The organism is Streptomyces sp. NPDC087300 (assembly GCF_044744425.1).
Lineage (GTDB): Bacteria > Actinomycetota > Actinomycetes > Streptomycetales > Streptomycetaceae > Streptomyces.
Window position 1 is genome coordinate 862,015 of sequence record NZ_JBIUYI010000004.1, and the last position, 23,777, is coordinate 885,791.

Genomic DNA, 23,777 nt, shown 5'->3' on the forward strand with positions numbered 1-23,777 from the left:
CGATCATGAGCAGCGCAGCAGAGACAGCGGCAGAGACAGCGGCAGCGGCCGCGGCGGAGACCGCCGCGGAGACCTTCGGCGGCAAGGTCGCCGTCATCACCGGGGCGTCCGCGGGGATCGGCGCCGGGTTCGCCCGGCACGCCGCGTCCCTCGGCATGCGACTCGTCCTCGCCGACATCGCGGCCGAGCGCCTGACGGCGTTCGCGGGCGAGCTCGCGGGCGCGGGCGCCGAGGCCGAGGCCGTCGTCACGGACGTCGCCGACCCGGCCTCCGTCGAGGCGCTCGCGGACCGTGCGTACGAGCGGTTCGGCGCGGTCGACCTGCTCGTCAACAACGCCGGGATCATGGCGATGGGCTACTCCTGGGAGATCCCGGCCGAGCGCTGGGACGCCGCCCTGCGCGTCAACGTCGGCGGGTACGTCAACGGCATCCGCTCCTTCGTGCCGCGCCTCCTGGAGCGCGGTACCAAGGCGTGGATCGTCAACGTCTCCTCCGTCGGCGGCCTCTTCCCGAGCCCGCTGATGGCGCCGTACAGCGTCACCAAGTTCGGCACGCTCGCGCTCACCGAGTCGCTCGCGTACGAACTGCGGATGAAGGGGGCCGACATCCAGGTCTCCGTCGTCCTGCCCGACTCGGTGCGCAGCGAGATCTTCCGGGCCGCGGTACCCGGCGACGGCACCCCGCCCGAGATCGCGGGCTTCAACGCCTCGCTCCAGGCGCGCGCCGACACCCAGGGCATCACCGCGGACGAGCACGCCCGCCGCTGCTTCGAGCAGATCGCCGAGGGCCGCTACTGGGTCACGCCGCAGCCGGAGATGATCGACGCGGGCCTGCCGGGGCGCACGGAGATGATCCTCGGCCGTACGAACCCGGAGCTGAACCTCGGCGGGGTCTAGGGTCTTTCTGGTGGATCTCCGCGTCAATCCGCCATGAACCGGTTCCACAGCCGCGGATACCGCTGTGCCAGCACCGCGTCGTCCTCGAAGTCCAGGGCCGTGCCCACCGGCTCCGGGGGCGCGGGCGGAATGCCGAGGTCCGGGGCGACGACGCCGGTCAGCTGCTCGTACGCCTCGTCCGCGGCGTAGCCGAGCTCCTCGCCGTCGCCGTCGAGCTCCTCGTCGAAGTCGTCGAGGAGCTCGGCGAGCGCGTCGGGGTCGTGCACCGCACCCTCGAAGACCTCCCTGCCCTGGCCGATCAGCCAGCAGCGGAAGAAGTCGAAGGCGTCGTCGCTCGCGCCGCCGAGCAGCACAGACGCGGCGCCCCACAGGTCCCAGCGGTAGGCGCGGTTGTAGCGCGCCTCGAAGTGACGGGCGAAGTCGAGGACCGAGTCCGGATCGGACTGGATCAGTCTCTCGACGAGCAGCTCGGCGTGGTCCTCGGGGTCGCCGCCGGCGGCCTCGCGAGTACCGTCCACGATCTCCCAGAACTCCGTCTCGTCCATCACGGGTCAAGCATCGGTCCTGGAGAGTGGGGGCGCACGCGGAGTGCGCCGGAATGCGGCTGTCTCGTTATGCGTGCACATGCCCATGGAAAAACCGACAGGGGTTGTCGGCTTTCGGTGGAAGCCTCAAGAACATGGAGACCACGCAGACACTGACCGGAAAGATCGCCCTCGTCGCGGGGGCCACGCGCGGCGCGGGCCGCGCCATGGCCGTGGAGCTCGGCCGCGCGGGCGCCACCGTCTACGTGACGGGACGCACCACCCGCGAGCACACCAGCGAGATCGGCCGCGCCACCGAGACCATCGAGGAGACGGCGGAGCTGGTGGAGGCGGCGGGAGGCCGGGGCATCGCCGTGCCCACCGACCACCTGGAGCCCGAGCAGGTCGAGGCCCTCGTCGAGCGCGTCGACCGGGAACAGGGCCGCCTCGACATCCTCGTCAACGACATCTGGGGCGGTGACATCCACGTCGAGTGGGACAAGAAGATGTGGGAGCACGACCTCGACAAGGGGCTGCGCCTGCTGCGCCTCGGCATGGAGACCCACATCGTCACCAGCAGGTACGCGCTGCCGCTCCTGATCAGGAACCCCGGCGGCCTGGTCGTCGAGGTCACCGACGGCACCGAGGAGTACAACCGCGCCAACTACCGCAAACCCTTCTACTACGACCTCGCCAAGGCGGCCCCGCTGCGGATGGCGCACGACCTCGCACAGGAGGTCGAGGAGTACGGCTGTACGGCGCTCTGTCTCACCCCCGGCTGGCTGCGCTCGGAGTTCATGCTCGACACGGCCTTCAAGGTGACCGAGGAGAACTGGCTCGACGGCACCGAGCAGAACCCGCACTTCGCGATCTCCGAGACGCCGACGTTCGTGGGCCGCGCCCTCGTCGCGCTCGCCGCCGACCCCGACGTGAAGCGCTGGAACGGCGCGTCGCTCTCCAGCGGGGGACTGGCCAAGGAGTACGGCTTCACGGACGTGGACGGCTCGGCGCCGGACGCCTGGCGCTACATCGCGGAGGTCGAGCAGACGGGCAAGGAGGCGGACGTCACCGGCTACCGCTGACCGGTCACGGGAACGGGGCCGCGGTGACAGGTCACGGACACAGGTCCGCGATGACAGGTCACGGGCCCTGGTCCCGGTAGAGCCCCGCCGCCCGCGCCGCCGCCTCGGCGAACCGGGCGCGCAGCGCGGCGGGCTCCACCACCTCCGCCTCCGGGCCGAGCGCCATGAGCTGGGTGTACGCCACGTCCTCGTTCTCGACGCGCAGCGTGACCGTCACCCGGCCCGCCGCGTCGGGCTCGCCCGCGGTCTCCATCGCCTCGCGCGCGACCGCGGCGTCGGTGGCGTACGGCAGTGCCCGCACGCCCGCCGTGGTGAGCCGCAGCACCACCTCGGCCCGCAGGATCCCGCGCGCGAACTGCGCGGCCCGCTCGTCCCAGAAGCCGGGCAGGTCGAACTCCTCGTCGCGTGCGAAGCGTTCCCCGCCCGCGGCGACGGCCGTGAACCGGTCGATGCGGTACACCCGGTGCGCACCGGAGTCGGTCACCCGCGCGCACAGGTACCAGACGCCCGCCTTGAGCACGAGGCCGTAGGGCTCCAACTCCCGCTCCACCTCGGAGTCCTGGCGCCGGTAGCGGGCGGTGATCAGCCGGTCGTCCCACACCGCGTCGGCGACGGCGGGCAGCAGCTCGGGCGCGGGCGTCTCCTTGAACCAGCCGGGGGCGTCCAGATGGAAGCGCTGCGCCGCGTTCTGCGAGGCGTCGCGCAGGGACGGCATCAGCGCCGCGGACACCTTCAGACGGGCCGCCGACGCCGCGTCGTCAAGGCCCATCTCGCGCAGCGCGCCCGGCACCCCGGACAGGAAGAGCGCCTCGGCCTCGCTGCGGCCGAGCCCGGTGAGACGGGTGCGGTAGCCGCCGACGAGCCGGTAGCCGCCGGTCCGCCCCCGGTCGGCGTAGACCGGGACCCCCGCCTCCGACAGCGCCTGGGCGTCGCGCGTGATGGTCCGCTCGGACACCTCCAGCTCGGCCGCGAGCTCGGCGGCGGTCATGGCGGGCCGCGCCTGGAGCAGGAGCACCATCTTGATGAGGCGGGCAGCGCGCATGGCCCTCATGATGCCGTGCCCCAAAGGGGCGCGGGGAACTGCGCGACCAGCCCCCACCGGCCCGCGGGTAGCGATACAACAGATGCGGGCCCCCACCCCAAGGGCAGAGGACCCGCACCCGCATCAAGCCGAAGGCTTACAGCCCGTACTTGGCCCGCGCTTCCTTCACCGCGGCCGCAGGCACCTCACCGCGACGGGCGAGCTGCGCGAGCGACGCGACGACGATCGACTCCGCGTCGATGCCGAAGTGGCGACGGGCGGCGTCGCGCGTGTCGGAGAGGCCGAAGCCGTCCGCGCCGAGCGAGGAGTAGTCCTGCTCGACCCACTGCGCGATCTGGTCGGGGACCTGGCGCATGTAGTCGGAGACGGCGAGCACCGGGCCCTGGGCACCCTCAAGTGCCGTACGGATGAAGGGAGTCCGCTCCTCGCCGCGCAGGATGGCCTCGTCGGCCTCCAGCGCGTCGCGGCGCAGCTCGGTCCAGGACGTCGCGGACCACACGTCGGCGGCCACGCCCCACTCCTCGGCGAGCAGCCGCTGCGCCTTGAGCGTCCAGTGGATCGCGGTGCCCGAGCCGAGCAGCTGGATCCGCGCGGCGTTGGCGGCGGGCGAGAGCCCGGCCGTCTCGGCCGTGTTGAAGCGGTACAGGCCCTTGACGATGCCCTCGTCGACACCCGCGGGCTTCGCGGGCTGCGGCATCGGCTCGTTGTAGACGGTGAGGTAGTAGAAGACGTCCTGGTCTTCACCCTCGTGGGCCTCGCCGTACATGCGGCGCAGACCCTCCTTGACGATCGCGGCGACCTCGTAGGCGAACGCCGGGTCGTACGAGAGGGCGGCCGGGTTGGTCGCGGCGATCACCGGCGAGTGGCCGTCCGCGTGCTGCAGACCCTCACCCGTCAGCGTCGTACGACCCGCCGTGGCACCCACCAGGAAGCCGCGGCCCAGCTGGTCGCCGAGCTGCCACATCTGGTCGGCGGTGCGCTGCCAGCCGAACATCGAGTAGAAGATGTAGAAGGGGATCATCGGCTCGCCGTGCGTCGCGTACGACGACGAAGCGGCGATGAAGTCCGCCATGGAACCGGCCTCGGTGATCCCCTCGTTGAGGATCTGGCCGTCCTTGGCCTCCTTGTAGTACATCAGCTGGTCGCGGTCGACCGGCTCGTACGTCTGGCCCTTGGGCGAGTAGATGCCGAGCGAGGGGAAGAGCGACTCCATGCCGAAGGTGCGCGCCTCGTCGGGGACGATCGGCACCCAGCGCTTGCCGGACTCCTTGTCACGCACGAGGTCCTTGACCAGGCGTACGAAGGCCATGGTCGTGGCCACCGACTGCGAGCCGGAGCCCTTGTCGAAGGAGGCGAACGCCTTCTCGGCGGGGGCGGGCAGCGGCGCGAGCGGCTGCGTGCGGCGGGCCGGGGCGGGACCGCCGAGGGCCGCGCGGCGCTCCTGGAGGTAGCGGACCTCGGGCGAATCGGCGCCGGGGTGGCCGTAGGGCACCTGGCCGTCGACGAAGTCGCTGTCCGGGATCGGCAGTTCGAGCAGGTCGCGCATGTCCTTGAACTCGTCCACCGAGAGCTTCTTCATCTGGTGGTTGGCGTTCTTGGACTCGAAGCCCTTGCCGAGGGTGAAGCCCTTGACCGTCTGCGCGAGGATCACGGTCGGCGCGCCCGTGTGGGTGAGCGCCGCACGGTAGGCCGCGTAGACCTTGCGGGCCTCGTGGCCGCCGCGCGAGAGGTGGAAGCACTCGCTGATCTTGTCGTCCGTGAGCAGCTTGCCCAGCTCGACGAGCGCGGGCTCGGCGCCGAAGAAGTGCTCGCGGATGTACGCGGCGTCGCGCGTGGCGTACGTCTGGAACTGCGCGTCCGGCACCTCGCGCAGGCGGCGGACCAGGGCGCCGGTGGTGTCGAGCTGGAACAGCTCGTCCCAGGCGTTGCCCCACAGGACCTTGATGACGTTCCAGCCGGCGCCGCGGAACTGGGCCTCCAGCTCCTGCACCACGCGGAAGTTGGCGCGGACCGGGCCGTCGAGGCGCTGCAGGTTGCAGTTGATGACGTACGTGAGGTTGTCCAGACCCTCACGCGCGGCCAGTGCGAGGGCAGCGGTCGACTCGGGCTCGTCCATCTCGCCGTCACCGAGGAACGCCCACACGTGCGAGGCGGAGACGTCCTTGATGCCGCGGTTGGTGAGGTACCGGTTGAAGCGCGCCTGGTAGATCGCGGAGAGCGGGCCCAGACCCATGGAGACGGTCGGGAACTCCCACAGCCAGGGCAGGCGGCGCGGGTGCGGGTAGGAGGGCAGGCCGTTGCCGCCCGCCTCCTGGCGGAAGTTGTCGAGCTGCGCCTCGTTCAGACGGCCGTCGAGGAAGGCGCGGGCGTAGATGCCGGGGGAGGCGTGGCCCTGGATGTACAGCTGGTCGCCGGACCCGTCCCCCTCCTTGCCCTTGAAGAAGTGGTTGAAGCCGGTCTCGTACAGCCAGGCCGCGGACGCGAAGGTCGCGATGTGGCCGCCGACGCCGTGCTTGGAGCCGCGGGTGACCATCGCGGCCGCGTTCCAGCGGTTCCACGCGGTGATCTTCCGCTCCATCTCCTCGTCACCGTCGACGGACGGCTCGGCGGAGGTGGGGATGGTGTTGACGTAGTCGGTCTCGAGGAGCTTGGGCAGCGCCAGGCCCGCGCCCTCGGCGCGCTCCAGCGTGCGGCGCATCAAGTACGCGGCACGGTGCGGCCCGGCCGCCTGGGTGACGGCGTCCAGGGAGGCCTGCCATTCGGCGGTCTCCTCGGGGTCGCGGTCCGGGAGCTGGTCGAGCTCGCTCGGCTGGATTGCGGAGGGGTCGGTCATGTCGCCGCCTTCCTGAGTCGGAGGGGGTCCCCTGTTCGGTAAGGGGTGGGGGTGCCCGGTTCTTGGCAGGACAGGGCGTGAAGCTCTGGTGAGAGCCCGTCGGAGACTGTAACTCCGTGATCGATGATCGATCAAAGGGTTGAAGGGAAAACTCCTCCATATCGAGAAAGTCGGCATCCGGTGCCAGCAATGCGGGCACGCGGTGCCTTCGATTTGAAGGATTCTCGCAGGTGGGAGCACGTATGAGCGGGACGGCCACGGATGAGCGCGGACTCCCGCGAAAGCTCCTGGAAAGCTCAGGAGAGCCCCTGGAAAGCGCTGCGGAGCGGCTCAGGCGCGCGGCGCGCAGCCGAGGACGTGGGACTTCACCAGGTCGGCGATGGCCGGATCGCGTCGCCGGAACGCCGAGACGAGGGCCTCGTGCTCCTCGGCGTACGACTGCTGGACCGTGCCGAGCCAGCGGATGGAGAGCGCGGTGAAGACCTCGATGCCCAGGCCCTCCCAGGTGTGCAGGAGCACGGAGTTGTCCGCGGCCCGCACCAGCTCCCGGTGGAAGCCGACGGTGTGCCGCACCTGCCCGGTGCCGTCCGCGGCCCTGTCCGCCTCGTAGAGGGCCGCGACGTGGGGCTCCAGGGCCGAGCAGTCCTCGGCGAGCCGCTCCGCCGCCAGCTCCGCCGCGATGGCTTCGAGCCCCGCGCGCACCGGGTAGCTCTCCTCCAGGTCGGCCGCGGTCAGATTCCGTACCCGCACGCCCTTGTTGGGCGCCGATTCGATGAGCCGCAGCGTCTCCAGTTCGCGCAGCGCCTCGCGGACCGGTGTCTGGGAAACCTCCAGCTCCACCGCGATCCGGCGCTCCACGATGCGCTCGCCCGGCTTCCAGCGCCCGCTGACGATCCCCTCCACGATGTGCTCGCGGATCTGTTCGCGCAGCGAGTGAACGACGGGCGCGGTCATGTGGGCTCCTCCGGCAGGGGCTCTGGACCCCAAGGGCGTTTGACCCCTAGACAATACGGCGACGCCCCCGTCCGGAAACCTCTGGACGGGGGCGTACGCGCTGATGAGACGAGTCTTACAGCGTCTCCGGGTGACCTACAGGCCGAGCTCGACCTCGAACTCGCCGGCCTCCAGGATCGCCTTGACCGCGGTCAGGTAACGGGCGGCGTCCGCGCCGTCCACCAGACGGTGGTCGTAGGAGAGCGACAGGTACGTCATGTCACGGACCGCGATGGTCTCGCCGAGGTCCGGGTGGTTGATGACGACGGGACGCTTGACCGTGGCACCGATGCCGAGGATGGCGGCCTGGTTCGGCGGCACGATGACCGTGTCGAACAGGGCGCCGCGCGAACCGGTGTTGGAGATCGTGAAGGTGGCGCCGGACATGTCGTCCGGGGTGAGGCCACCGCCACGGGCCTTGCCGGCCAGCTCCGCGGTCTTCTTCGAGATGCCGGCGATGTTCAGGTCGCCCGCACCCTTGATGACCGGCGTCATCAGACCCTTCTCGGCGTCCACGGCGATGCCGATGTTCTCCGAGTCGAAGTACGTGATGGTGCCTTCGTCGTCGTTGATCCGGGCGTTGACGACCGGGTGGGCCTTCAGCGCCTGGGCGGCGGCCTTGACGAAGAACGGCATCGGGGAGAGCTTGACGCCCTCACGAGCCGCGAACGAGTCCTTCGCCTTGGCGCGCAGCTTCATCAGCTTGGTGATGTCGACCTCGACGACCGAGGTCAGCTGGGCCTGCGAGTGCAGCGCCTTCATCATGTTGTCGCCGATGACCTTGCGCATGCGGGTCATCTTGACGGTCTGGCCGCGGAGCGGAGAGGCCTCCAGGGCCGGGGCCTTCGAGGCGGCCGGGGCGGCGGCGGCCGGAGCCGGAGCCGACTTCTTGGCCTCGGCGGCCGCGAGCACGTCCTGCTTGCGGATGCGGCCACCGACGCCGGTGCCCTTGACCTCGGAGAGGTTCACACCGTTCTCGGACGCGAGCTTACGGACCAGCGGGGTCACGTAGGCGCCGTCGTCGGCCGGGGTGGCCTGCGCCGGGGTGGCCTGCGCCGGGGCGGCGGGGGCGGGGGCGGCGGGCTGCGCCGGAGCGGCGGGCGCCGGAGCCGGGGCCGGAGCCGCGGGCTGGGCCGGAGCCGGAGCGGCGGCGGCGGGCGCGGCCGGGGCGGCGGGCGCCGGGGCCGGAGCCGCGGGGGCGGCCGGAGCCGGAGCGGCGGCGGCCGGAGCCGGAGCGGCGGCCGGGGCGGAACCGGCGACACCGACGACGGCGAGCTTGGCGCCGACCTCGGCGGTCTCGTCCTCACCGACGACGATCTCGAGCAGCACGCCCGCGACCGGCGAGGGGATCTCGGTGTCGACCTTGTCCGTCGAGACCTCCAGGAGGGGCTCGTCGGCCGCGACCTCCTCGCCGACCTCCTTCAGCCAACGGGTGACGGTGCCCTCGGTGACGGACTCGCCGAGCGCGGGCAGCGTGATGTCGGTGCCCTCGGCGGAACCGCCGGACGGGGCGGGGGCGGCGGGTGCCTCGGCCTGGGCCGGGGCGGCCTGCTGCTGCGGGGCCTCCTGCTGCGCGGGGGCGGCCGGGGCCTCCTCCTGCGCCGGGGCGGCCGAACCGCCCGCGTCGCCCGAGCCGTCGTCGATGACGGCCAGCTCGGCGCCGACCTCGACCGTCTCGTCCTCGGCGACCTTGATGGAGGCCAGGATGCCGGCGGCCGGCGACGGGATCTCGGTGTCGACCTTGTCGGTCGACACCTCGAGCAGCGGCTCGTCGGCCTCGACGCGCTCGCCTTCGGCCTTCAGCCAACGGGTGACAGTGCCCTCGGTGACGCTCTCGCCGAGCGCCGGAAGGGATACGGAAACCGCCATGGTTTCAGTTGCTCCTTACGAAATTGCGGAAGTCTGGTCGTCGCGCCCGAATGACTGAATCAGTCGTGGGAGTGCAGCGGCTTGCCCGCCAGGGCGAGGTGGGCCTCGCCCAGCGCCTCGTTCTGCGTCGGGTGGGCGTGGATGAGCTGGGCGACCTCGGCCGGCAGCGCTTCCCAGTTGTAGATCAGCTGGGCTTCGCCGACCTGCTCGCCCATGCGGTCGCCGACCATGTGGACGCCGACCACGGCACCGTCCTTGACCTGGACGAGCTTGATCTCGCCCGCGGTCTTGAGGATCTTGCTCTTGCCGTTGCCCGCGAGGTTGTACTTGAGGGCGACGACCTTGTCCGCGCCGTAGATCTCCTTGGCCTTGGCCTCGGTGATGCCCACGGAGGCGACCTCGGGGTGGCAGTACGTCACCTTCGGCACGCCGTCGTAGTCGACAGGAACGGTCTTGAGACCGGCCAGGCGCTCCGCCACCAGCATGCCCTCGGCGAAGCCGACGTGCGCGAGCTGGAGGGTCGGCACCAGGTCACCCACGGCCGAGACGGTCGGCACGTTGGTCTGCATGTACTCGTCGACCAGGACGTAACCGCGGTCCATCGCGATGCCCTGCTCCTCGTAGCCGAGACCGGCCGAGACCGGGCCGCGGCCGATGGCGACCAGGAGGACCTCGGCCTCGAAGGTCTTGCCGTCGGCGAGGGTGACGCGCACACCGTTCTCGGTGTACTCGGCCTTCTCGAAGAAGGTGCCGAGGTTGAACTTGATGCCGCGCTTGCGGAACGCGCGCTCAAGAAGCTTGGAGCTGTTCTCGTCCTCGACGGGCACGAGGTGCTTGAGGCCCTCGATGACCGTGATGTCGGTCCCGAAGGACTTCCAGGCCGAGGCGAACTCGACGCCGATGACGCCGCCGCCCAGGATGATCGCGGACTCCGGGACGCGGTCCAGGGTCAGCGCGTGGTCCGAGGAGATGATCCGGTTGCCGTCGATCTCCAGGCCGGGCAGCGACTTCGGCACGGAGCCGGTCGCGAGGAGCACGTGGCGGCCCTGGACGCGCTGGCCGTTCACGTCCACGGAGGTCGGGGACGAGAGCTTGCCCTCGCCCTCGATGTACGTCACCTTGCGGGAGGCGACGAGACCCTGGAGGCCCTTGTACAGGCCGGAGATCACGTCGTCCTTGTACTTGTGGACGGCCGCGATGTCGATGCCCTCGAAGGTGGCCTTCACGCCGAACTGGTCGGCCTCGCGCGCCTGGTCGGCGATCTCGCCGGCGTGCAGCAGCGCCTTCGTGGGGATGCAGCCGTTGTGCAGGCAGGTGCCGCCGAGCTTGTTCTTCTCGATCAGTGCGACGTCCAGGCCCAGCTGCGCTCCGCGCAGGGCCGCGGCGTAACCGCCGCTACCGCCGCCGAGGATCACTAGGTCGAAAACGGTGCTGGCGTCGTTCGCCACGTCACGTCCTCCATGCATGTGCGCCGTACGCCGGACCCCGTTGCGCGGGGGACGACCGGTCGGTCGGCTGGTATTCGGCCGCTCTTGTTTCGGCCCTTTGGTGGGGGCCCTGTCCTGCCGAGAACCCATCTTCGCACTTGTCGGCGGGAGACGGGACGCCGGGCCGGGGTGTGAGACGTCTGATCGACTGTCTCCAGGGCCTACTGCTGCCCGTGGACGTACGGATTTCGTCGAGGGCGAAATCGCCCAGGGCTCCGGACGGGGAACGTCCGGAGCCCTGGACCGTCGTACGGAGAATCAGCCGAGGTCGCCCGCGGCGGTGTGCTCGGCGAGGCCGACCAGGGTGCGGACCGCGGTGCCGGTGCCGCCCTTGGGCGTGTAGCCGAAGGTGCCGCCCTCGTTGAAGGCCGGACCCGCGATGTCCAGGTGCGCCCAGGTGATGCCCTCGCCCACGAACTCCTGGAGGAAGAGGCCGGCCACCAGGCCGCCGCCCATGCGCTCGCCGATGTTGGCGATGTCGGCGGTGGGGGACTCCATGCCCTTGCGCAGGTGGCCGGGGAGCGGCATCGGCCAGGACGGCTCGCCGACCTCCTCGGCGATCTCGTGGACCGAGGTGCGGAAGGCGTCGTCGTTGGCGACGATGCCGAACGTGCGGCTGCCGAGGGCCACCATCATGGCGCCGGTCAGGGTCGCCACGTCGACGATCGCGTCGGGCTTGTCCTCGGAGGCCTTGGCGATCGCGTCGGCGAGCACGAGCCGGCCCTCGGCATCGGTGTTCAGGACCTCGACGGTCTTGCCGCTGTACATCCGCAGGACGTCGCCGGGGCGGGTCGCGGAGCCGGAGGGCATGTTCTCGGCGAGCGCCAGCCAGCCGGTGACGTTCACCTCGAGGCCCAGGCGGGCGGCGGCCACGACGGCGGCGAAGACGGCGGCGGCGCCGGCCATGTCGCACTTCATGGTCTCGTTGTGACCCGCGGGCTTGAGCGAGATGCCGCCCGAGTCGTACGTGATGCCCTTGCCGACGAAGGCGAGGTGCTTCTTCGCCTTGGAGCTCGTGTACGAGAGCTTCACCAGGCGCGGCGGGGAGTCGGAGCCGACGCCGACGCCGAGGATGCCGCCGAAGCCGCCCTTGGTGAGCGCCTTCTCGTCGAGCACCTGGATCTTGATGCCGTGCTCCTTGGCGGCCGCGGTGGCGACCGCCGCGAAGGCCTCGGGGTTGAGGTCGTTCGGCGGGGTGTTGATGAGGTCGCGGGCGCGGTTCATCTCCTCGGCGACGGCGACGGCGCGCTCGAGCGCGGCCTTGTACGCCTTGTCGCGGGGCTTGCCGCCGAGCAGGGCGACCTCGGCGAGCGGGGCCTTGGCGTCCTTGCCCTTCTTCGCCTTGGCGTCGCCCTGGTCCTTGTAGGCGTCGAAGGCGTACGCGCCGAGCAGCGCGCCCTCGGCGATGGCGCCGATGTCGCCCGCCTCGTCGACGGGCAGCGCGAACCCGGCCTTCTTCACGCCGGTCAGGGCGCGGGCGGCGGCACCGGCGGCGCGGCGCAGCGCGTCCGAGCCGTACGTCTCGTCCTTCTCCGGGACCTCGCCGAGGCCGACCGCGACGACGACCGGAGCCTTGAAGCCGGAGGGCGCCGGAAGCTTCGTCACCTCGCCCTCGCCGCCGGAGGCGCCGAGGGTCTCCAGGACGGACGCGAGCTTGCCGTCGTACGCCTTGTCCACGGCCTCGGCGCCGAGCGCGACGACCAGGCCCCCCTTGGATCCAGCGCCCTTGGCGACACCGACGACGATCGCGTCGGCACGCAGGCCGGACGCGGCGGCGGTGCTGAGAGTCAGAGCAGTCACGGTGGTGAGGTCCTCTTTCAGTGAGTTGCGACGGGCTTGTGGGGTGGTGAGCCCGTCGCGAGCCTACGCCCGTGAGCGCTGCGGTGCGCCTCACTGTGCGTGTTCATCGTGGTGTCGCGTGCGCCGGTCGTCGCGTACGGAGTGGATCTCGACCCCGATCCCGCCCCTGATCGCGGCCGTGATCCCGCGCCTGCTCCCAGCCGCTCTCAGCCGAGCGCGAGCACGATCAGGGCCGCCGTCGCCGCGGTCTCCGCGAGGCCGCCGAAGACGTCTCCCGTGACGCCGCCGAAGCGCCGTACACAGTGCCTGAGCAGCAGTTCGGCGGCGCAGCAGGCCAGCACGACCGCGGCCGCGCAGCGCACCGCGCCGGTCACGGAGAGCAGCGCCCCCGCGGCGCCGGCCGCGGCCACCACGATGGCCGCGACGAGCAGCGCGCGCCCGCGCGGGACGACGCCCGCCACCGCGGCGCCCAGGCCCTCGGGGCGGGCCGGTGGCACTCCGTCGCGGGCGGCGAGGGTGAGCGCGAGCCGGGCCGCCGCGGCCGGGACGACCGCGCCGACGGCGCCCTCCGCCCACGACCTGTCGTACAGCTCGAAGAGCACCGCGACCTGCGCGAGCAGCACGAAGAGCAGCGTGATGACGCCGAACGGGCCGATGTCGGACTGCTTCATGACGCGCAGCGCGTCCTCGGCGGGCTTGGCGCTGCCGAGGCCGTCGGCGGTGTCGGCGAGGCCGTCGAGGTGCAGACCGCGGGTGAGCGCTGCGGGGACCGCGGCGGTCACGACGGCGGCGAGGAGGGGGCCCGCGCCGAGCAGGGTCAGGGCGCCGCCGAACGCCGCGGCGCAGAGGCCGACGGTGAGTCCGGCCAGGGGCGCCCACTGCATGCCCGCGCGGGCCGCCTCGCGGTCCCAGCGGGTGACGCGGACGGGGAGCGCGGTGAGGGTGCCGAAGGCGAAACGTATGCCGTCGGCGGGGGAGGTTCTGGACACCGCGGCAGGCTACCCCGGGGAACGCCCCGCCCTGCGGAACGCTCTTCGGGGACGGAGGATGAGCGCATGGGTGACTGGTGGTACCGGAACATCGTCGAGCCGGGGAAGCTGCCGCTGCTGCTCGCCCTGCTCTCGTTCGTGGGCTCGTTCCTGGTCACCAGGACCATCACGCGGCTGATCCGCGCGGGCAAGGGGCCGTTCAGGAACATCAGCTCGGGCGACGTGCACGTCCACCACGTGGTGCCGGGGATCTTCCTGATGCTGGTCGGCGGGTTCTGGGCGGTGGCGGCGGGGCGGCACGGCGCGGGGCCGCTCTACGCCGCGGTGATCTTCGGGGTGGGCGCGGGTCTCGTGCTCGACGAGTTCGCGCTGATCCTCCACCTCGACGACGTCTACTGGAGCGAGCAGGGCCGCAAGAGCGTGGAGGTCGTGATGCTCACGGCCGCGCTGGTGGTGCTCGTGCTCACCGGCTTCACGCCGTTCGGGGTCAACGACCTGTCGGTCACCGAGCGCCACAACCGCGCCCTGTTCGCCCTGAACATCGGCATCAACTGCGCCTTCGCGGTGATCGCGCTGCTCAAGGGCAAGCTGCGCACGGCCCTGATCGGCATGGTCGTGCCGTTCGTCGCGGTGGTCGGCGCGGTCAGGCTCGCCAGGCCGGGCTCGGCGTGGGCGCGGCGGTTCTACCGCAACCGGCACCGGGCCAGGGCCCGCGCGGGACTGCGGGCCTTCCGGCACGACCGGCGCTGGTCGGGCAAGCGCCGCAAGTTTCAGGACTGGATCGGCGGCTTCTCCGAGCCGGCCCCGTCGGCGGGCGCGCCGCCGGAGCCGGGAGCCCCGTCCGCGTCCGACGCCGAGCCGGACCCTGACCGGGTGCCGCGGCCCCGGTGACGCAGCGCCGAGATCGCGCAGAGCACGACGACGGCCACGATGGCCGCCAGGTGCTCCTTGCCCGCGAGGTTGTTCTTGACCAGCACTTCGAGCACCATCACCGCGGTCACCAGGGCCGCCGTGAAGTACGCCCGGTAGCGCCAGCAGACGAACACGGCGAGGCCCACGACGGCCGCCGACGGGCCCGTGTCGACGACCTGCGCGTCGGATGCGGGCAGGCCCAGCGGGTTGCCCGTGCCGAGCTCGATGCCCACGCGCGCGTAGAGCGTGCCGGCGAGCGTGGCCGCGTACCCGATGACGAGCGTGCGCCACCAGCCCAGACAGATCTCCGCGATCCCGAACACCAGCAGGATCTGCGCGAGCGCGCCCCACACGGGCAGGTCGAGCGCGGGTACGAAGAGGGAGAGCGGGGTGCGCAGGAGCGCGAGCCAGAGGGGCTCCTCGGCGCGCACGGAGCCGATGTTCTGCACGAACTGGTAGCCCCAGGGCTGGTTCTGCACGAACTGGAGGGCGGCGGTCAGACAGACCGCCGCCAGCGTCATCGGCACCGCTCGCAGTCGCCGGGCGACGAGCGCGCCCCGCACGGTGGAGAACAGCGGCCCCCACTCGGCGCGGGCGCAGCGGGCCAGGGTGCTCATCGTCTCGACTCCAGGTGTTTGCGGTGCAGCCACTTCGGCAGGCCCGGAGCTTCCAGGAAGCCCTCCGCGCGCGCCGACGAGATGCCGATGCGCGGGAGGTCGACGCTCTTCTCGAAGAGGAGGAACCGGGGTTCCCAGATCGGCCGGTACTTCGCGTTGGCGCGGTAGAGCGACTCGATCTGCCACCAGCGGGAGAAGAAGCTGAGCAGCGAGCGCCACAGGCGCAGGACCGGGCCCGCGCCGAGCCGCGAGCCACGTTCGAAGACCGAGCGGAACATCGCGAAGTTGAGTGAGACCTGCGTGATCTTGATCTCGGGGGCCCGCTGGAGGAGTTCGATGACCATGAACTCCATCAGGCCGTTCTCGGAGTCCCTGTCACGGCGCATCAGATCGAGCGAGAGCCCGTGCGGCCCCCACGGCACGAAGGAGAGCAGCGCCCGCAACTCGCCCTCGCCGTCGGAGCACTCCAGCATCACGCACTGCCCGTCCGCCGGGTCGCCGAGCCTGCCGAGCGCCATGGAGAAGCCGCGCTCGGTGGCGCCGTCGCGCCAGTCGTCGGCGCGGCGGAGCAGTTCGGCCATCTCCTCGTGCGGGATGTCCGCGTGGCGGCGGATGCGGACCGTGTAACCGGCGCGCTTCACCCGGTTGTAGGCCTGCCGCACGGTGCGCATGGCGCGGCCCTCCAGCGTGAACTCCTTGATCTCCACGATCGCTTCGTCACCGAGTTCGAGGGCGTCGAGGCCGTGCCGCGCGTAGATCGTGCCCGCCTCCTCGCTCGCGCCCATCACGGCGGGGATCCAGCCGTGTTCACGCGCCTCGGCGAGCCACGGGTCGATCGCGCCCGGCCAGGCCTCGGGGTCGCCGATGGGATCGCCGGAGGCCAGCGAGACGCCGCCCACCACGCGGTAGGCGACGGCCGCCTTGCCGGTCGGCGACCACACCACGCTCTTCTCGCGGCGCAGCGAGAAGTAGCCGAGCGAATCGCGCTCGCCGTGCTGGTCGAGGAGCGCGTGCAGCCGCTCCTCGTCCTCCTCGGTGAGCGGGTCGACGGCCCTGCGGGAGCGGAACGCGGCGTACAGGACGGCGCAGAGCAGCAGCGCGCTGAGCACGTTGATGGCGACGTTGACCCAGCCGGGCGTGGTGATGCCCTCGAAGCGCTTGTCGTCGGCGGCCAGCGAGACCAGGCGCATGACGCCGTAGCGCCAGCGGTCGAGGAAGGTCGAGCGGTAGTCGTCGTGGGCGGTGTTGGTGACGGTGACGATCAGCGTGGCGATCAGCGAGGTCACCAGGAGCCCGCCGACCGCGACGGCCGAGGCGAGCTTCGGGTTGGAGCGGTCGCCCTTGGCGTAGAACTCCTTGCGCCCGACGACCAGCGACGCGACGAACGCGGCGGTCAGGACGAGCGAGATCCAGTTCTGCGCGTACCTACGGATCTCCGGGAAGATCATGGCGAACGCGAAGAGCAGCAGGAAGAGCCCGCTGAGCACGAGGTTGAGGATCCACGCGGCGCGCTTGCGGCGGCGCATGGTGATCGCGAGGAACAGCGTGAAGAGACCGGAGGCGAAGCCCGCGGTCAGCAGGTACGGCGTGAAGTAGTTCTCGGTGTTGTGCTGGCGGAGGTCCTGTCCGAGGGAGACCCAGACCGCGCTCAGAAAGTTGATGAAGGTGACGGCGCGGAGGTACCAGACGGCGAATCCCGCCGCGCGGCGCTGTATGACGGTCCGTGATTTCTGTCGCCCGGCGACGACCTGCTCATCTCCCATGAAAAGGGATCATATGGGCAAGTGTCGCCCGGCTGTTGTGCGCGGGAGGTCCGCCGGTGCGGAGCGCCTACTCGGTGTCCGCCTTGGTGCCCACCTCGGCGTCCGCAGACACGGGATCCCGCAACGGCAACTCGGCGGCCAGTGCCGCCGCGGCCTGCACCAGCGGCAGCGCGAGCAGCCCGCCCGCTCCCTCGCCGATCCTGACCCCGTGCCCGAGCAGCGGTTCGAGCGCCATCCGGTCCAGCGCCTTCGCCTGCGCGGGCTCCCCGCTGTCGTGCCCCGCGAGCCACCAGTCGGGCGACCGGAACGCCACCCGCTGCGCGACGAGGGCGGCGGCGGAGGCCACCACTCCGTCCAGGATCACGGGCGTACGACGGACCGCGCACTGGAGCAGGAACCCGGTCATCGCGGCCAGATCGGCCCCGCCCACCGCGGCGAGCAGCTCCAACTGGTCGCCCAGCACGGGCCTGGCCCGCCGCAGGGAGTCCCGCACCGCCGCGCACTTGCGCATCCACGCGAGGTCGTCGATGGCCTCGCCGCCCCGGCCGGTCACCACGGACGCGTCGGTGCCGCAGAGCGCGGCGATCAGCGTCGCCGCGGGCGTCGTGCCGCCGACGCTGATGTCGCCGAGCACCACCAGATCGGTGCCGGAGTCCGCCTCCTCGTCGGCGACGGCCATGCCCGCGCGCAGCGCCTGCTCCGCCTCTTCGGCGGTCAGCGCGTCCTCGGTGTCGATGCGTCCCGAACCGCGCCGCACCCGGTGGCCCGCGACCTCGGCGGGCAGCTCCCCGGGCTCGCAGTCGAGCGCCATGTCGACGACCCGGACGGGTACGTCCAGACGGCGCGCGAGCACCGCGACCGGGCTCTCGCCGGCGAGCACGGCACGCACGAGGCCGGCGGCGCCGCCCGCGGGCCGCGCGGATACGCCGAGCTCGGAGATCCCGTGGTCACCCGCGAAGAGCACCACGCGCGGCCGCTCGACGGGCCTGACGGGCACCGCCGACTGGGCGGCCGCGAGCCATTCGCCGAGCTCGTCGAGGCGGCCCAGGGAACCGGGCGGCAGGACCTGCCGCTCCCTGCGCTCCTCGGCGTCGCGGCGCACCCCGCCGTCGGGCCGCTCGATCAGGTCGGTGAAGTCGTCGAGATTCAGCGAGCTCATTCGGTGAACAGTACCGGCAGGTGAGGCCGTGCCGCTCGAACGGTCCTGCGGGCGCCGGGACCACTCAAGTGACGGGCCGCCGGGGGCCGGTCGTGGCGCGGCCGCGCGCCGGTTACGCCATGCGATGAATTGATCTCGTACCGTCATCGCGCCGGTGCTGACGAGTCCACGCGCCCCCTTCCGCGCCGGGTCGTCGCAGGGCCGCACCACACCCCGGGAGTACGACCATGACCACGGATGCCGACCAGCGGGTCGCCGAACTCCGCCCCGCCTACCTCGCCGAACTCGCCCTGGGCACCGAGCGGTTCCACGAGCCGCGCCGCACCGAGTGCCCCTGGTGCGGCTCGACGCGGCTGCGGGTCAGACTGCGCACCACCGACCTCGTCCAGCACAAGCCGGGCACCTTCACGCTCGACCAGTGCGACGCCTGCGCCCACTCCTTCCAGAACCCCCGGCTCACCCCCGAGGGCCTGGACTTCTACCGCAGGGACTTCTCCGAAGGCCCCGGCGCCGCGGGGGCCGCGCGGCTCATCGGCGCCGAGTCGAGCCGCGCGCGCCACCTCTCCAGCGCCCGCGCCCTGCGCGCCTTCGACGAGCCCGAGTGCTGGCTGGACGTCGGCACCGGCCGCGCGCGCTTCCCCGTGCAGGCCAAGGAGGTCCTGCCGTACACCTCGTTCGACGGGCTCGACCTCGGCGAGGAGGTCGAGGACGCCGTGCGCAGGGGCCGCGTCGAGGAGGGCCACCGCGGCCGCCTCACCGAGCTCGCGGAGTCCCTCGCGGGCCGCTACGACGCGATGAGCATGTTCCACTACCTGGAGCACAGCCCCGATCCGCGCGCCGAACTCAGGGCCGCGCGGACCGTGCTGCGCCCCGGCGGCCATCTGGTCATCGAGGTCCCCGACCCCGAGTGCCGCTACACCAAGCTGCTCGGCAAATGGTGGGCGTCGTACTTCCAGCCGCAGCACCTGCACCTGGTGCCGCTCGCCAACCTCCGCGAGGAGCTGACGGAGCTCGGCTTCACGGTCGTCGGCGTCGAACGCCGCGAGCCGCACGTGCCGTTCGACCTGACGACGGCCCTGACGCTCTTCCTCGACTGCCACCTGCCCAAGGCCGACGTGCCCTGGCGCGCCAAGCCCGCCACGCCGCTCCAGCTCAGGCTGCGACGGGCCGCGTGGTGGGCCGCGGCGCCGCCGGTCGCCGTCGCCCGCGTGCTCGACAGGCTGCTGCCCCCGCTCCTCACCCGCACCGGTTTCTCCAACGCCTACCGGGTCATCGCGCGCAGGGGCGACGACGCGTGACGCACCGGCGCCTCAGCCCCGCAGCGGCAGGGCCTGCCCCGCCACCACGAGCAGCACGTGCTCGCACTCGGCGGCGAACGCCGCGTTGAGACGGCCCAGTTCGTCGCGGTAGCGGCGGCCGGACGCGGTGGCGGGGACGATGCCCGAGCCCACCTCGTTCGAGACGGCGACCACGGTGCGGCGCGTGGCACGGACCGCGGCCGCGAGCTCGGCGACCCGCGCCCGCAGCGCACGCTCGCCGCCGCCCGCCCACTCGGCGTCGTCCCACGCCCGCACCTCGTCCATGACGTGGGTCAGCCACAGCGACAGACAGTCGATGAGCAGCGCGGGCCCGTCGTCGGCGAGCAGCGGCACCAGGTCACAGGTCTCCGCCGTGCGCCAGGAGCCGGGCCGCCGCTCCCGGTGCAGGCTCACCCGCTGCGCCCACTCCGTGTCGCCGTTCCTGGTCCCGCCGGTCGCGACGTACAGCACGTCGGGGAAGGCGTCCAGACGCCGCTCGGCCTCCACGGACTTGCCCGAGCGGGCACCGCCGAGGACCAGGGTGCGGCGCGGCACGTCGGGCACGTCCTCGTACGCGCCGACCACGAGCGTCGTGCCGTCGGGGACGGCCCGCGCGCCCGTGGCCGCGAGACGGCGTCTCAGCTCCGGGCCCGGCGGCGCCTCGTGGCCGATGTGGACCGCGACGACATCGGTGGTGGGCCCCACGGCCCCGGCCGCGCGCAGCCGGGCCAGGCCGTCGGGCCGCCCGACGACATCGGCGACGACCATCTCGTACGGCGGGTGCCCGGCGTTCCCGTTCCCCTCGGTGATCCCCGCGGGTGCGCCGCCCGGCGGCAGGTACAGGAGCCGCTCGCCGTCCGGGCCCGTCACCTCGTACCCGGTGCCCGGCGCGTCCAGCGCCACCGCCCGCACCCGGTGCCCGGTGAGCAGCGCGAGCTCCCGCCCGTCCGCCACCCGGCCCGGCTGCGGCAGGCCCGCGGGGACGTCGACGGCGGGTCCGTCGTGCGGGTGGGAGAGCAGCACCTGGCGCACACCGCCGAGCGAGTGCCCGGCGCGGGCGGCCGCGAAGGCGGCGCCCGGCGTGAGGTCGAGGAGCAGGACGCCGTCCACGAGCAGCGCCGTGGCGGCGCGCGCCGCCCCGCCCAGAGCGGTCGCGCAGGCCGCGCAGGGGCAGCCGGCCAGGGGCAGTCCTTCGGGGGCACCGGTGCCGAGCAGAGTCAGTTCCACACGAAGATCCTCCCGCGTCGGGTCCGGCGCCGCGCGCCCGGCTAGGCTTCAAGCGGATTCAGGCGGTTCCCAGACCGCTACGGACCTTCGGGAGGCTGACATGGCGGCATGGACGTGGCGGTTCGAGAAGGCGGACGGGACGGAGGTCCAGCCCGCGGTGCAGCCCGAGGAGTTCACCACACAGGGCGACGCCGAGTCCTGGGTCGGTGAGTACTGGAAGGAACTCGCCGACGGCGGTGCCGACCAGGTGCGGCTCTTCGAGGACGCGAACGAGATCTACGGCCCGATGAGCCTGCACGCGGAGTCGGAGGACGCGCAGGCGTAACCGGACCCGGTACACGGGAGGCGGCGGCCGGACACCGGCCGCCGCCTCCGCCGTGTCGGGCGCGCTACATCTCGCCGAGCGTGACCCCGGTGCTCTTCTCGTCGCCGTCGCGCACGTACGTCACGTCGGTCTTCTGCCCCGGCCGGTCACCGGCGAGCACCTCGGAGAGCGACTCGATGGTGGTGATCGCCTCGTCGCCGAGCTTGGTGAGGATGTCGCCGGGCCGCAGCCCCGCGTCGTCGGCCGCGCCGTCCGCCTTGACCTCGACGACGGCCACGCCCGCGGGCCGGTAGTCGTCGCCGAGCACGGTGCGGCCCGTGATGCCGAGCGCGGCCCGGCCCGAGTCGGTGACCTTGCCGTCCTTGACGATCTGGTCGGCGACCGTCTTCACCATCGAGGACGGGATGGCGAAGCCGATGCCGGGCGCCGCGCTGTCGCCCATGTCCGGGTCGGTCGCGGCGAGCGTCGGGATGCCGATGACCTGCCCGTCCAGGTCCACCAGGGCGCCGCCGCTGTTGCCCGGGTTGATCGCCGCCGACGTCTGCACCATGTTGCCGATGGTGGCCCCGGTGCCGCCGCCCCTGCGGCCCTCGCTCACGGTGCGCCCGGTGGCCGAGACGATGCCCTGGGTGACGCTGGAGGACAGCCCGAGCGGGGAGCCCATGGCGAGCACGATCTGCCCGACCTCGGACTTGGTGGAGTCGCCGAACTCCGCGGCCCTCAGACCGCTCGGCACGTCCTTGAGCTTGATGACGGCGAGGTCCTGCTCGGGATAGGCCGAGACCAGCTCGGCGCTCAGCGCCTGCTCGCCGGTGGCCGTGGTCACCTTGAAGGACTTCTCCTCGCCCACGACGTGGGCGTTGGTGACGATGTGCCCCTTGTCGTCGAAGACGACCCCGGAGCCGAGGCTGTCACCGGCGTCGATCTGGACGACCGAGGGCAGGACGTCCTTGATCACCTTCTGGTAGTCGTCCTGGAGGTCGTTGGCTGCGGCGGGGGCGGCCTGCGTGGTGGAACCGCCGGAGTCGCCGGACGACCCGCCCGAGGAACAGCCGCCGACGAGGGCGAGGGCGGCGAGGACGGCGAGCGGAGGGATGGCGAGGGCGCGGGAACGGGAGGCAGTCATGCCCCGAGTGTCCGTATTGCCCCTGCGTATCGCTTGCGTCGCGGGCCAAACGGGTGCGTGCCCCGAAAGGGGCGCGGGGAACTGCGCGACCAGCCACGTCCGGCCCGCGGATACAGAACCGGCGGTCCAGCGGTCCAGCGGAGCGACTAGGCCCGCACCCCGCAGAGGTGCAGAAGAGCGGCGACCCGTCGATAGGGCTCGGTCCGCCCCGCCCGCTCCTCGGCGGCGAGCAGCGCGTCGAGATCCTTCTCGTCGGGCAGCACGGGGTCATCACCCACCGTGTCCGTGAAGACCCGCACCCCGTACCAGACCTGCAACGGCGCCGCGATCCCCGCCAGCGTGGCGGTCAGCGCGTCGAGCCGGTCCGCGCGGGCGTCGATCCCGAGCCGGTTGCGGTACGTGACGGAGTCGAAGGCGGCGAGCGCCCCCGCCCAGTCGCCCGCGATGCCGGGCCGCATGGCCAGCGCCTCCGCGTTGCGCACCAGGAGCGAGAGGAGACCGCCGGGCGCCAGCATCCTGGCGAGCCCGGCGAGCAGCGCGTCCGGCTCCTCGACGTACATCAGCACGCCGTGGCAGAGCACCACGTCGAAGCTGCCGGGCAGGAAGTGCACCCCGGTCTGGTGCCCGTCGCCCTCGACGATGCGCACCCGCCCGCGGATGCCCTCGGGCTCCCCGGCGAGCGCCGCGCGGGCGGCGGCGATCATCTCGGGGTCCTGCTCGACGCCCGTCACCTTGTGACCGGCACGGGCGAGCCGCAGCGCCTGCGTCCCCTGGCCCATGCCCACGTCGAGCACCCGCAGCCGCTGCCCCACGGGGAAGCGGGCGGCTATCTGCTCGTCGAGCTGCCGGGCCACCAGTTCCTGACGCACGGCATTGCGCAGACCGCCCAGCTTCGTCAGCCAGGCGGTGGCCCCGCCGGTGAATCCGCTCAGGGCCGCTCTCCGCGCTTGACCTGCGGCTTCGGCAGACGCAGCCGACGCATCTGGAGCGTGCGCATCAGGGCGTAGAAGACGGCGCCCTTCTTGTGCTCGCTCGGGAAGCGCTCGGCGAGCCGCTTCTTCAGGCGGAACGCGGTGGAGATCGAGTCCCCGATGATCAGCACGATCACGAAGAGCCAGAGCAGCAGCGCGATGTTCTGCAACTGCGGGACGCGGACCATGCTCAGGACGAGGATGATCACCGCGAGCGGCAGGAAGTACTCGGCGATGTTGAAGCGGGAGTCCACGAAGTCGCGCGCGAACTTGCGCACGGGACCCTTGTCACGGGCGGGCAGATACCGCTCGTCACCGCTGGCCAGCGCCTCGCGCTGCTTCGCCATCTGGGTACGGCGCTCGTCGCGCTGCCGCTTCGCCGCCTCCTTGCGCGTCGTCGGCGTATTCGTCACGCTGCGGCGCTGCGACTGAGCCATGGAGCGCTTGGGGGTGGGGCGGCCCTTCGGGGCCTGCGGGTCACGGGGCTGCTTGGAGTCGGTCACCGGCGAGGCCGGGGCCTTCTCTTCCTTGGATCGGCTACGGAACACAAAATCCAAGGGTACGGGGTGCGGACGCATGGCCCCCCGCCCACGGGGGAACGATCCGGCAACACCGGGCGTCTTGATTTACGTGCCTAAGGGGACGTAGCAGGCGGTATCCAGCCGGTTCACGGTCGGTTCTCCGCCTGTTTCGGGGTCGGCTCACAGGGGTGCACCTACTCCCTACGCCGGAGCGTTGCCGGACGCAGTCGTCCTTGGGGATGAGCGCATCCGCACGCGAACAGTGCGGTAATGGATGCAGGGCCCGTACTGTGGGTTCTGAGCAGTACCTGGAGCTGGAAGTCCGTCAGAAGGGGGCGCGCGA

At 72.0% G+C, this 23,777-nt stretch carries 19 protein-coding genes and 1 pseudogene; 5 read left to right on the forward strand and 15 right to left on the reverse strand.

Annotation, left to right across the window (positions count from 1 at the left end; translation table 11 throughout):
* Positions 1 to 5 precede the first annotated feature (5 nt).
* Positions 6 to 896, forward strand: a complete 891-nt coding sequence (locus ACIO9J_RS19615) for an SDR family NAD(P)-dependent oxidoreductase (protein WP_402000604.1) — start codon at positions 6 to 8, stop codon at positions 894 to 896.
* 23 nt (positions 897 to 919) lie between these two features.
* Here ACIO9J_RS19615 and ACIO9J_RS19620 read toward each other — a convergent pair whose 3' ends face one another.
* The gene (locus ACIO9J_RS19620; protein ID WP_402001142.1) at positions 920 to 1,441 is read right to left on the reverse strand and encodes a DUF4240 domain-containing protein; all 522 of its coding nucleotides are present in this window, start codon (positions 1,439 to 1,441) and stop codon (positions 920 to 922) included.
* A 134-nt stretch (positions 1,442 to 1,575) separates the two neighbouring features.
* On the opposite strand from ACIO9J_RS19620, the gene ACIO9J_RS19625 reads away from it, so the two are divergent.
* Entirely contained in the window at positions 1,576 to 2,502 is a 927-nt protein-coding gene (locus ACIO9J_RS19625) for an SDR family oxidoreductase (RefSeq protein WP_402000607.1), read from the forward strand.
* Between the two features lie 58 nt (positions 2,503 to 2,560).
* On the opposite strand, the gene ACIO9J_RS19630 is transcribed toward ACIO9J_RS19625, so the two are convergent.
* The 7 genes from ACIO9J_RS19630 to ACIO9J_RS19660 form a co-directional block, all read right to left on the reverse strand.
* Positions 2,561 to 3,544: a helix-turn-helix transcriptional regulator gene (locus tag ACIO9J_RS19630; protein ID WP_402000609.1), complete on the reverse strand. Its 984-nt coding sequence runs from the start codon at positions 3,542 to 3,544 to the stop codon at positions 2,561 to 2,563.
* Positions 3,545 to 3,680: 136 nt separating this feature from the next.
* On the reverse strand, positions 3,681 to 6,377 hold the full coding sequence (aceE, locus tag ACIO9J_RS19635; RefSeq protein WP_402000612.1) for a pyruvate dehydrogenase (acetyl-transferring), homodimeric type: 2,697 nt from the start codon (positions 6,375 to 6,377) through the stop codon (positions 3,681 to 3,683).
* 330 nt (positions 6,378 to 6,707) lie between these two features.
* Positions 6,708 to 7,331 (reverse strand): GntR family transcriptional regulator, encoded by a 624-nt coding sequence (locus ACIO9J_RS19640; RefSeq protein ID WP_402000615.1) that lies wholly within the window; start codon positions 7,329 to 7,331, stop codon positions 6,708 to 6,710.
* A 135-nt stretch (positions 7,332 to 7,466) separates the two neighbouring features.
* Positions 7,467 to 9,239 carry a 2-oxoglutarate dehydrogenase, E2 component, dihydrolipoamide succinyltransferase gene (gene sucB, locus ACIO9J_RS19645; RefSeq protein WP_402000618.1) on the reverse strand — a complete coding sequence of 591 codons (1,773 nt, stop codon included), beginning with the start codon at positions 9,237 to 9,239 and terminating at the stop codon, positions 7,467 to 7,469.
* 59 nt (positions 9,240 to 9,298) lie between these two features.
* A complete protein-coding gene (lpdA, locus tag ACIO9J_RS19650) occupies positions 9,299 to 10,687 on the reverse strand; it encodes a dihydrolipoyl dehydrogenase (RefSeq protein WP_402000621.1) in 1,389 nt (462 codons plus the stop codon).
* Between the two features lie 297 nt (positions 10,688 to 10,984).
* Complete coding sequence (locus ACIO9J_RS19655; protein ID WP_402000624.1) at positions 10,985 to 12,526, reverse strand: leucyl aminopeptidase; 1,542 nt, start codon at positions 12,524 to 12,526, stop codon at positions 10,985 to 10,987.
* A gap of 206 nt (positions 12,527 to 12,732) precedes the next feature.
* A complete protein-coding gene (locus tag ACIO9J_RS19660) occupies positions 12,733 to 13,515 on the reverse strand; it encodes an adenosylcobinamide-GDP ribazoletransferase (RefSeq protein ID WP_402000627.1) in 783 nt (260 codons plus the stop codon).
* Between the two features lie 66 nt (positions 13,516 to 13,581).
* Here ACIO9J_RS19660 and ACIO9J_RS19665 point away from each other — a divergent pair.
* Positions 13,582 to 14,322, forward strand: a pseudogene (locus ACIO9J_RS19665) (hypothetical protein); the annotation flags it as partial.
* Here the strand turns inward: ACIO9J_RS19665 and ACIO9J_RS19670 are convergent.
* The 3 genes from ACIO9J_RS19670 to cobT all read right to left on the reverse strand — a co-directional run bounded on the left by ACIO9J_RS19670 (position 14,286) and on the right by cobT (position 17,966).
* Positions 14,286 to 15,044, reverse strand: a complete 759-nt coding sequence (locus tag ACIO9J_RS19670; RefSeq protein WP_402000630.1) for a hypothetical protein — start codon at positions 15,042 to 15,044, stop codon at positions 14,286 to 14,288. The pseudogene ACIO9J_RS19665 and the gene ACIO9J_RS19670 sit on opposite strands and share 37 nt — an antisense overlap.
* Positions 15,041 to 16,807: a phosphatidylglycerol lysyltransferase domain-containing protein gene (locus tag ACIO9J_RS19675; protein WP_402000632.1), complete on the reverse strand. Its 1,767-nt coding sequence runs from the start codon at positions 16,805 to 16,807 to the stop codon at positions 15,041 to 15,043. Before ACIO9J_RS19675 ends, ACIO9J_RS19670 begins: the two co-directional genes overlap by 4 nt.
* Positions 16,808 to 16,874: 67 nt before the next feature.
* On the reverse strand, positions 16,875 to 17,966 hold the full coding sequence (gene cobT / locus ACIO9J_RS19680; RefSeq protein WP_402000635.1) for a nicotinate-nucleotide--dimethylbenzimidazole phosphoribosyltransferase: 1,092 nt from the start codon (positions 17,964 to 17,966) through the stop codon (positions 16,875 to 16,877).
* A gap of 227 nt (positions 17,967 to 18,193) precedes the next feature.
* Here cobT and ACIO9J_RS19685 point away from each other — a divergent pair, with 227 nt between their 5' ends.
* A complete protein-coding gene (locus ACIO9J_RS19685) occupies positions 18,194 to 19,264 on the forward strand; it encodes a class I SAM-dependent methyltransferase (protein ID WP_402000638.1) in 1,071 nt (356 codons plus the stop codon).
* A 12-nt stretch (positions 19,265 to 19,276) separates the two neighbouring features.
* Here the strand turns inward: ACIO9J_RS19685 and ACIO9J_RS19690 are convergent, their stop codons facing one another.
* Positions 19,277 to 20,491 carry a bifunctional adenosylcobinamide kinase/adenosylcobinamide-phosphate guanylyltransferase gene (locus tag ACIO9J_RS19690; RefSeq protein ID WP_402000641.1) on the reverse strand — a complete coding sequence of 405 codons (1,215 nt, stop codon included), beginning with the start codon at positions 20,489 to 20,491 and terminating at the stop codon, positions 19,277 to 19,279.
* A 100-nt stretch (positions 20,492 to 20,591) separates the two neighbouring features.
* On the opposite strand from ACIO9J_RS19690, the gene ACIO9J_RS19695 reads away from it, so the two are divergent.
* Positions 20,592 to 20,816 (forward strand): hypothetical protein, encoded by a 225-nt coding sequence (locus ACIO9J_RS19695; RefSeq protein WP_402000644.1) that lies wholly within the window; start codon positions 20,592 to 20,594, stop codon positions 20,814 to 20,816.
* Positions 20,817 to 20,880: 64 nt separating this feature from the next.
* On the opposite strand, the gene ACIO9J_RS19700 is transcribed toward ACIO9J_RS19695, so the two are convergent.
* The 3 genes from ACIO9J_RS19700 to ACIO9J_RS19710 form a co-directional block, all read right to left on the reverse strand.
* The gene (locus tag ACIO9J_RS19700) at positions 20,881 to 21,942 is read right to left on the reverse strand and encodes a S1C family serine protease (protein ID WP_402000647.1); all 1,062 of its coding nucleotides are present in this window, start codon (positions 21,940 to 21,942) and stop codon (positions 20,881 to 20,883) included.
* Between the two features lie 146 nt (positions 21,943 to 22,088).
* Positions 22,089 to 22,796 carry a class I SAM-dependent methyltransferase gene (locus tag ACIO9J_RS19705; protein ID WP_402001145.1) on the reverse strand — a complete coding sequence of 236 codons (708 nt, stop codon included), beginning with the start codon at positions 22,794 to 22,796 and terminating at the stop codon, positions 22,089 to 22,091.
* Between the two features lie 74 nt (positions 22,797 to 22,870).
* Complete coding sequence (locus ACIO9J_RS19710) at positions 22,871 to 23,491, reverse strand: DUF3043 domain-containing protein (RefSeq protein WP_402000650.1); 621 nt, start codon at positions 23,489 to 23,491, stop codon at positions 22,871 to 22,873.
* Positions 23,492 to 23,777: the final 286 nt, after the last annotated feature.

What these genes read in the sequence shown, in the direction of transcription:
- ACIO9J_RS19615 (WP_402000604.1), top strand. Translation starts at nt 6, where the DNA reads ATGAGCAGCGCAGCAGAGACAGCGGCAGAGACAGCGGCAGCGGCCGCG.
- ACIO9J_RS19620 (WP_402001142.1), bottom strand. Translation starts at nt 1,441, where the DNA reads ATGGACGAGACGGAGTTCTGGGAGATCGTGGACGGTACTCGCGAGGCC.
- ACIO9J_RS19625 (WP_402000607.1), top strand. Translation starts at nt 1,576, where the DNA reads ATGGAGACCACGCAGACACTGACCGGAAAGATCGCCCTCGTCGCGGGG.
- ACIO9J_RS19630 (WP_402000609.1), bottom strand. Translation starts at nt 3,544, where the DNA reads ATGCGCGCTGCCCGCCTCATCAAGATGGTGCTCCTGCTCCAGGCGCGG.
- aceE (WP_402000612.1), bottom strand. Translation starts at nt 6,377, where the DNA reads ATGACCGACCCCTCCGCAATCCAGCCGAGCGAGCTCGACCAGCTCCCG.
- ACIO9J_RS19640 (WP_402000615.1), bottom strand. Translation starts at nt 7,331, where the DNA reads ATGACCGCGCCCGTCGTTCACTCGCTGCGCGAACAGATCCGCGAGCAC.
- sucB (WP_402000618.1), bottom strand. Translation starts at nt 9,239, where the DNA reads ATGGCGGTTTCCGTATCCCTTCCGGCGCTCGGCGAGAGCGTCACCGAG.
- ACIO9J_RS19670 (WP_402000630.1), bottom strand. Translation starts at nt 15,044, where the DNA reads ATGAGCACCCTGGCCCGCTGCGCCCGCGCCGAGTGGGGGCCGCTGTTC.
- ACIO9J_RS19675 (WP_402000632.1), bottom strand. Translation starts at nt 16,807, where the DNA reads ATGGGAGATGAGCAGGTCGTCGCCGGGCGACAGAAATCACGGACCGTC.
- cobT (WP_402000635.1), bottom strand. Translation starts at nt 17,966, where the DNA reads ATGAGCTCGCTGAATCTCGACGACTTCACCGACCTGATCGAGCGGCCC.
- ACIO9J_RS19685 (WP_402000638.1), top strand. Translation starts at nt 18,194, where the DNA reads ATGACCACGGATGCCGACCAGCGGGTCGCCGAACTCCGCCCCGCCTAC.
- ACIO9J_RS19695 (WP_402000644.1), top strand. Translation starts at nt 20,592, where the DNA reads ATGGCGGCATGGACGTGGCGGTTCGAGAAGGCGGACGGGACGGAGGTC.
- ACIO9J_RS19700 (WP_402000647.1), bottom strand. Translation starts at nt 21,942, where the DNA reads ATGACTGCCTCCCGTTCCCGCGCCCTCGCCATCCCTCCGCTCGCCGTC.
- ACIO9J_RS19710 (WP_402000650.1), bottom strand. Translation starts at nt 23,491, where the DNA reads ATGCGTCCGCACCCCGTACCCTTGGATTTTGTGTTCCGTAGCCGATCC.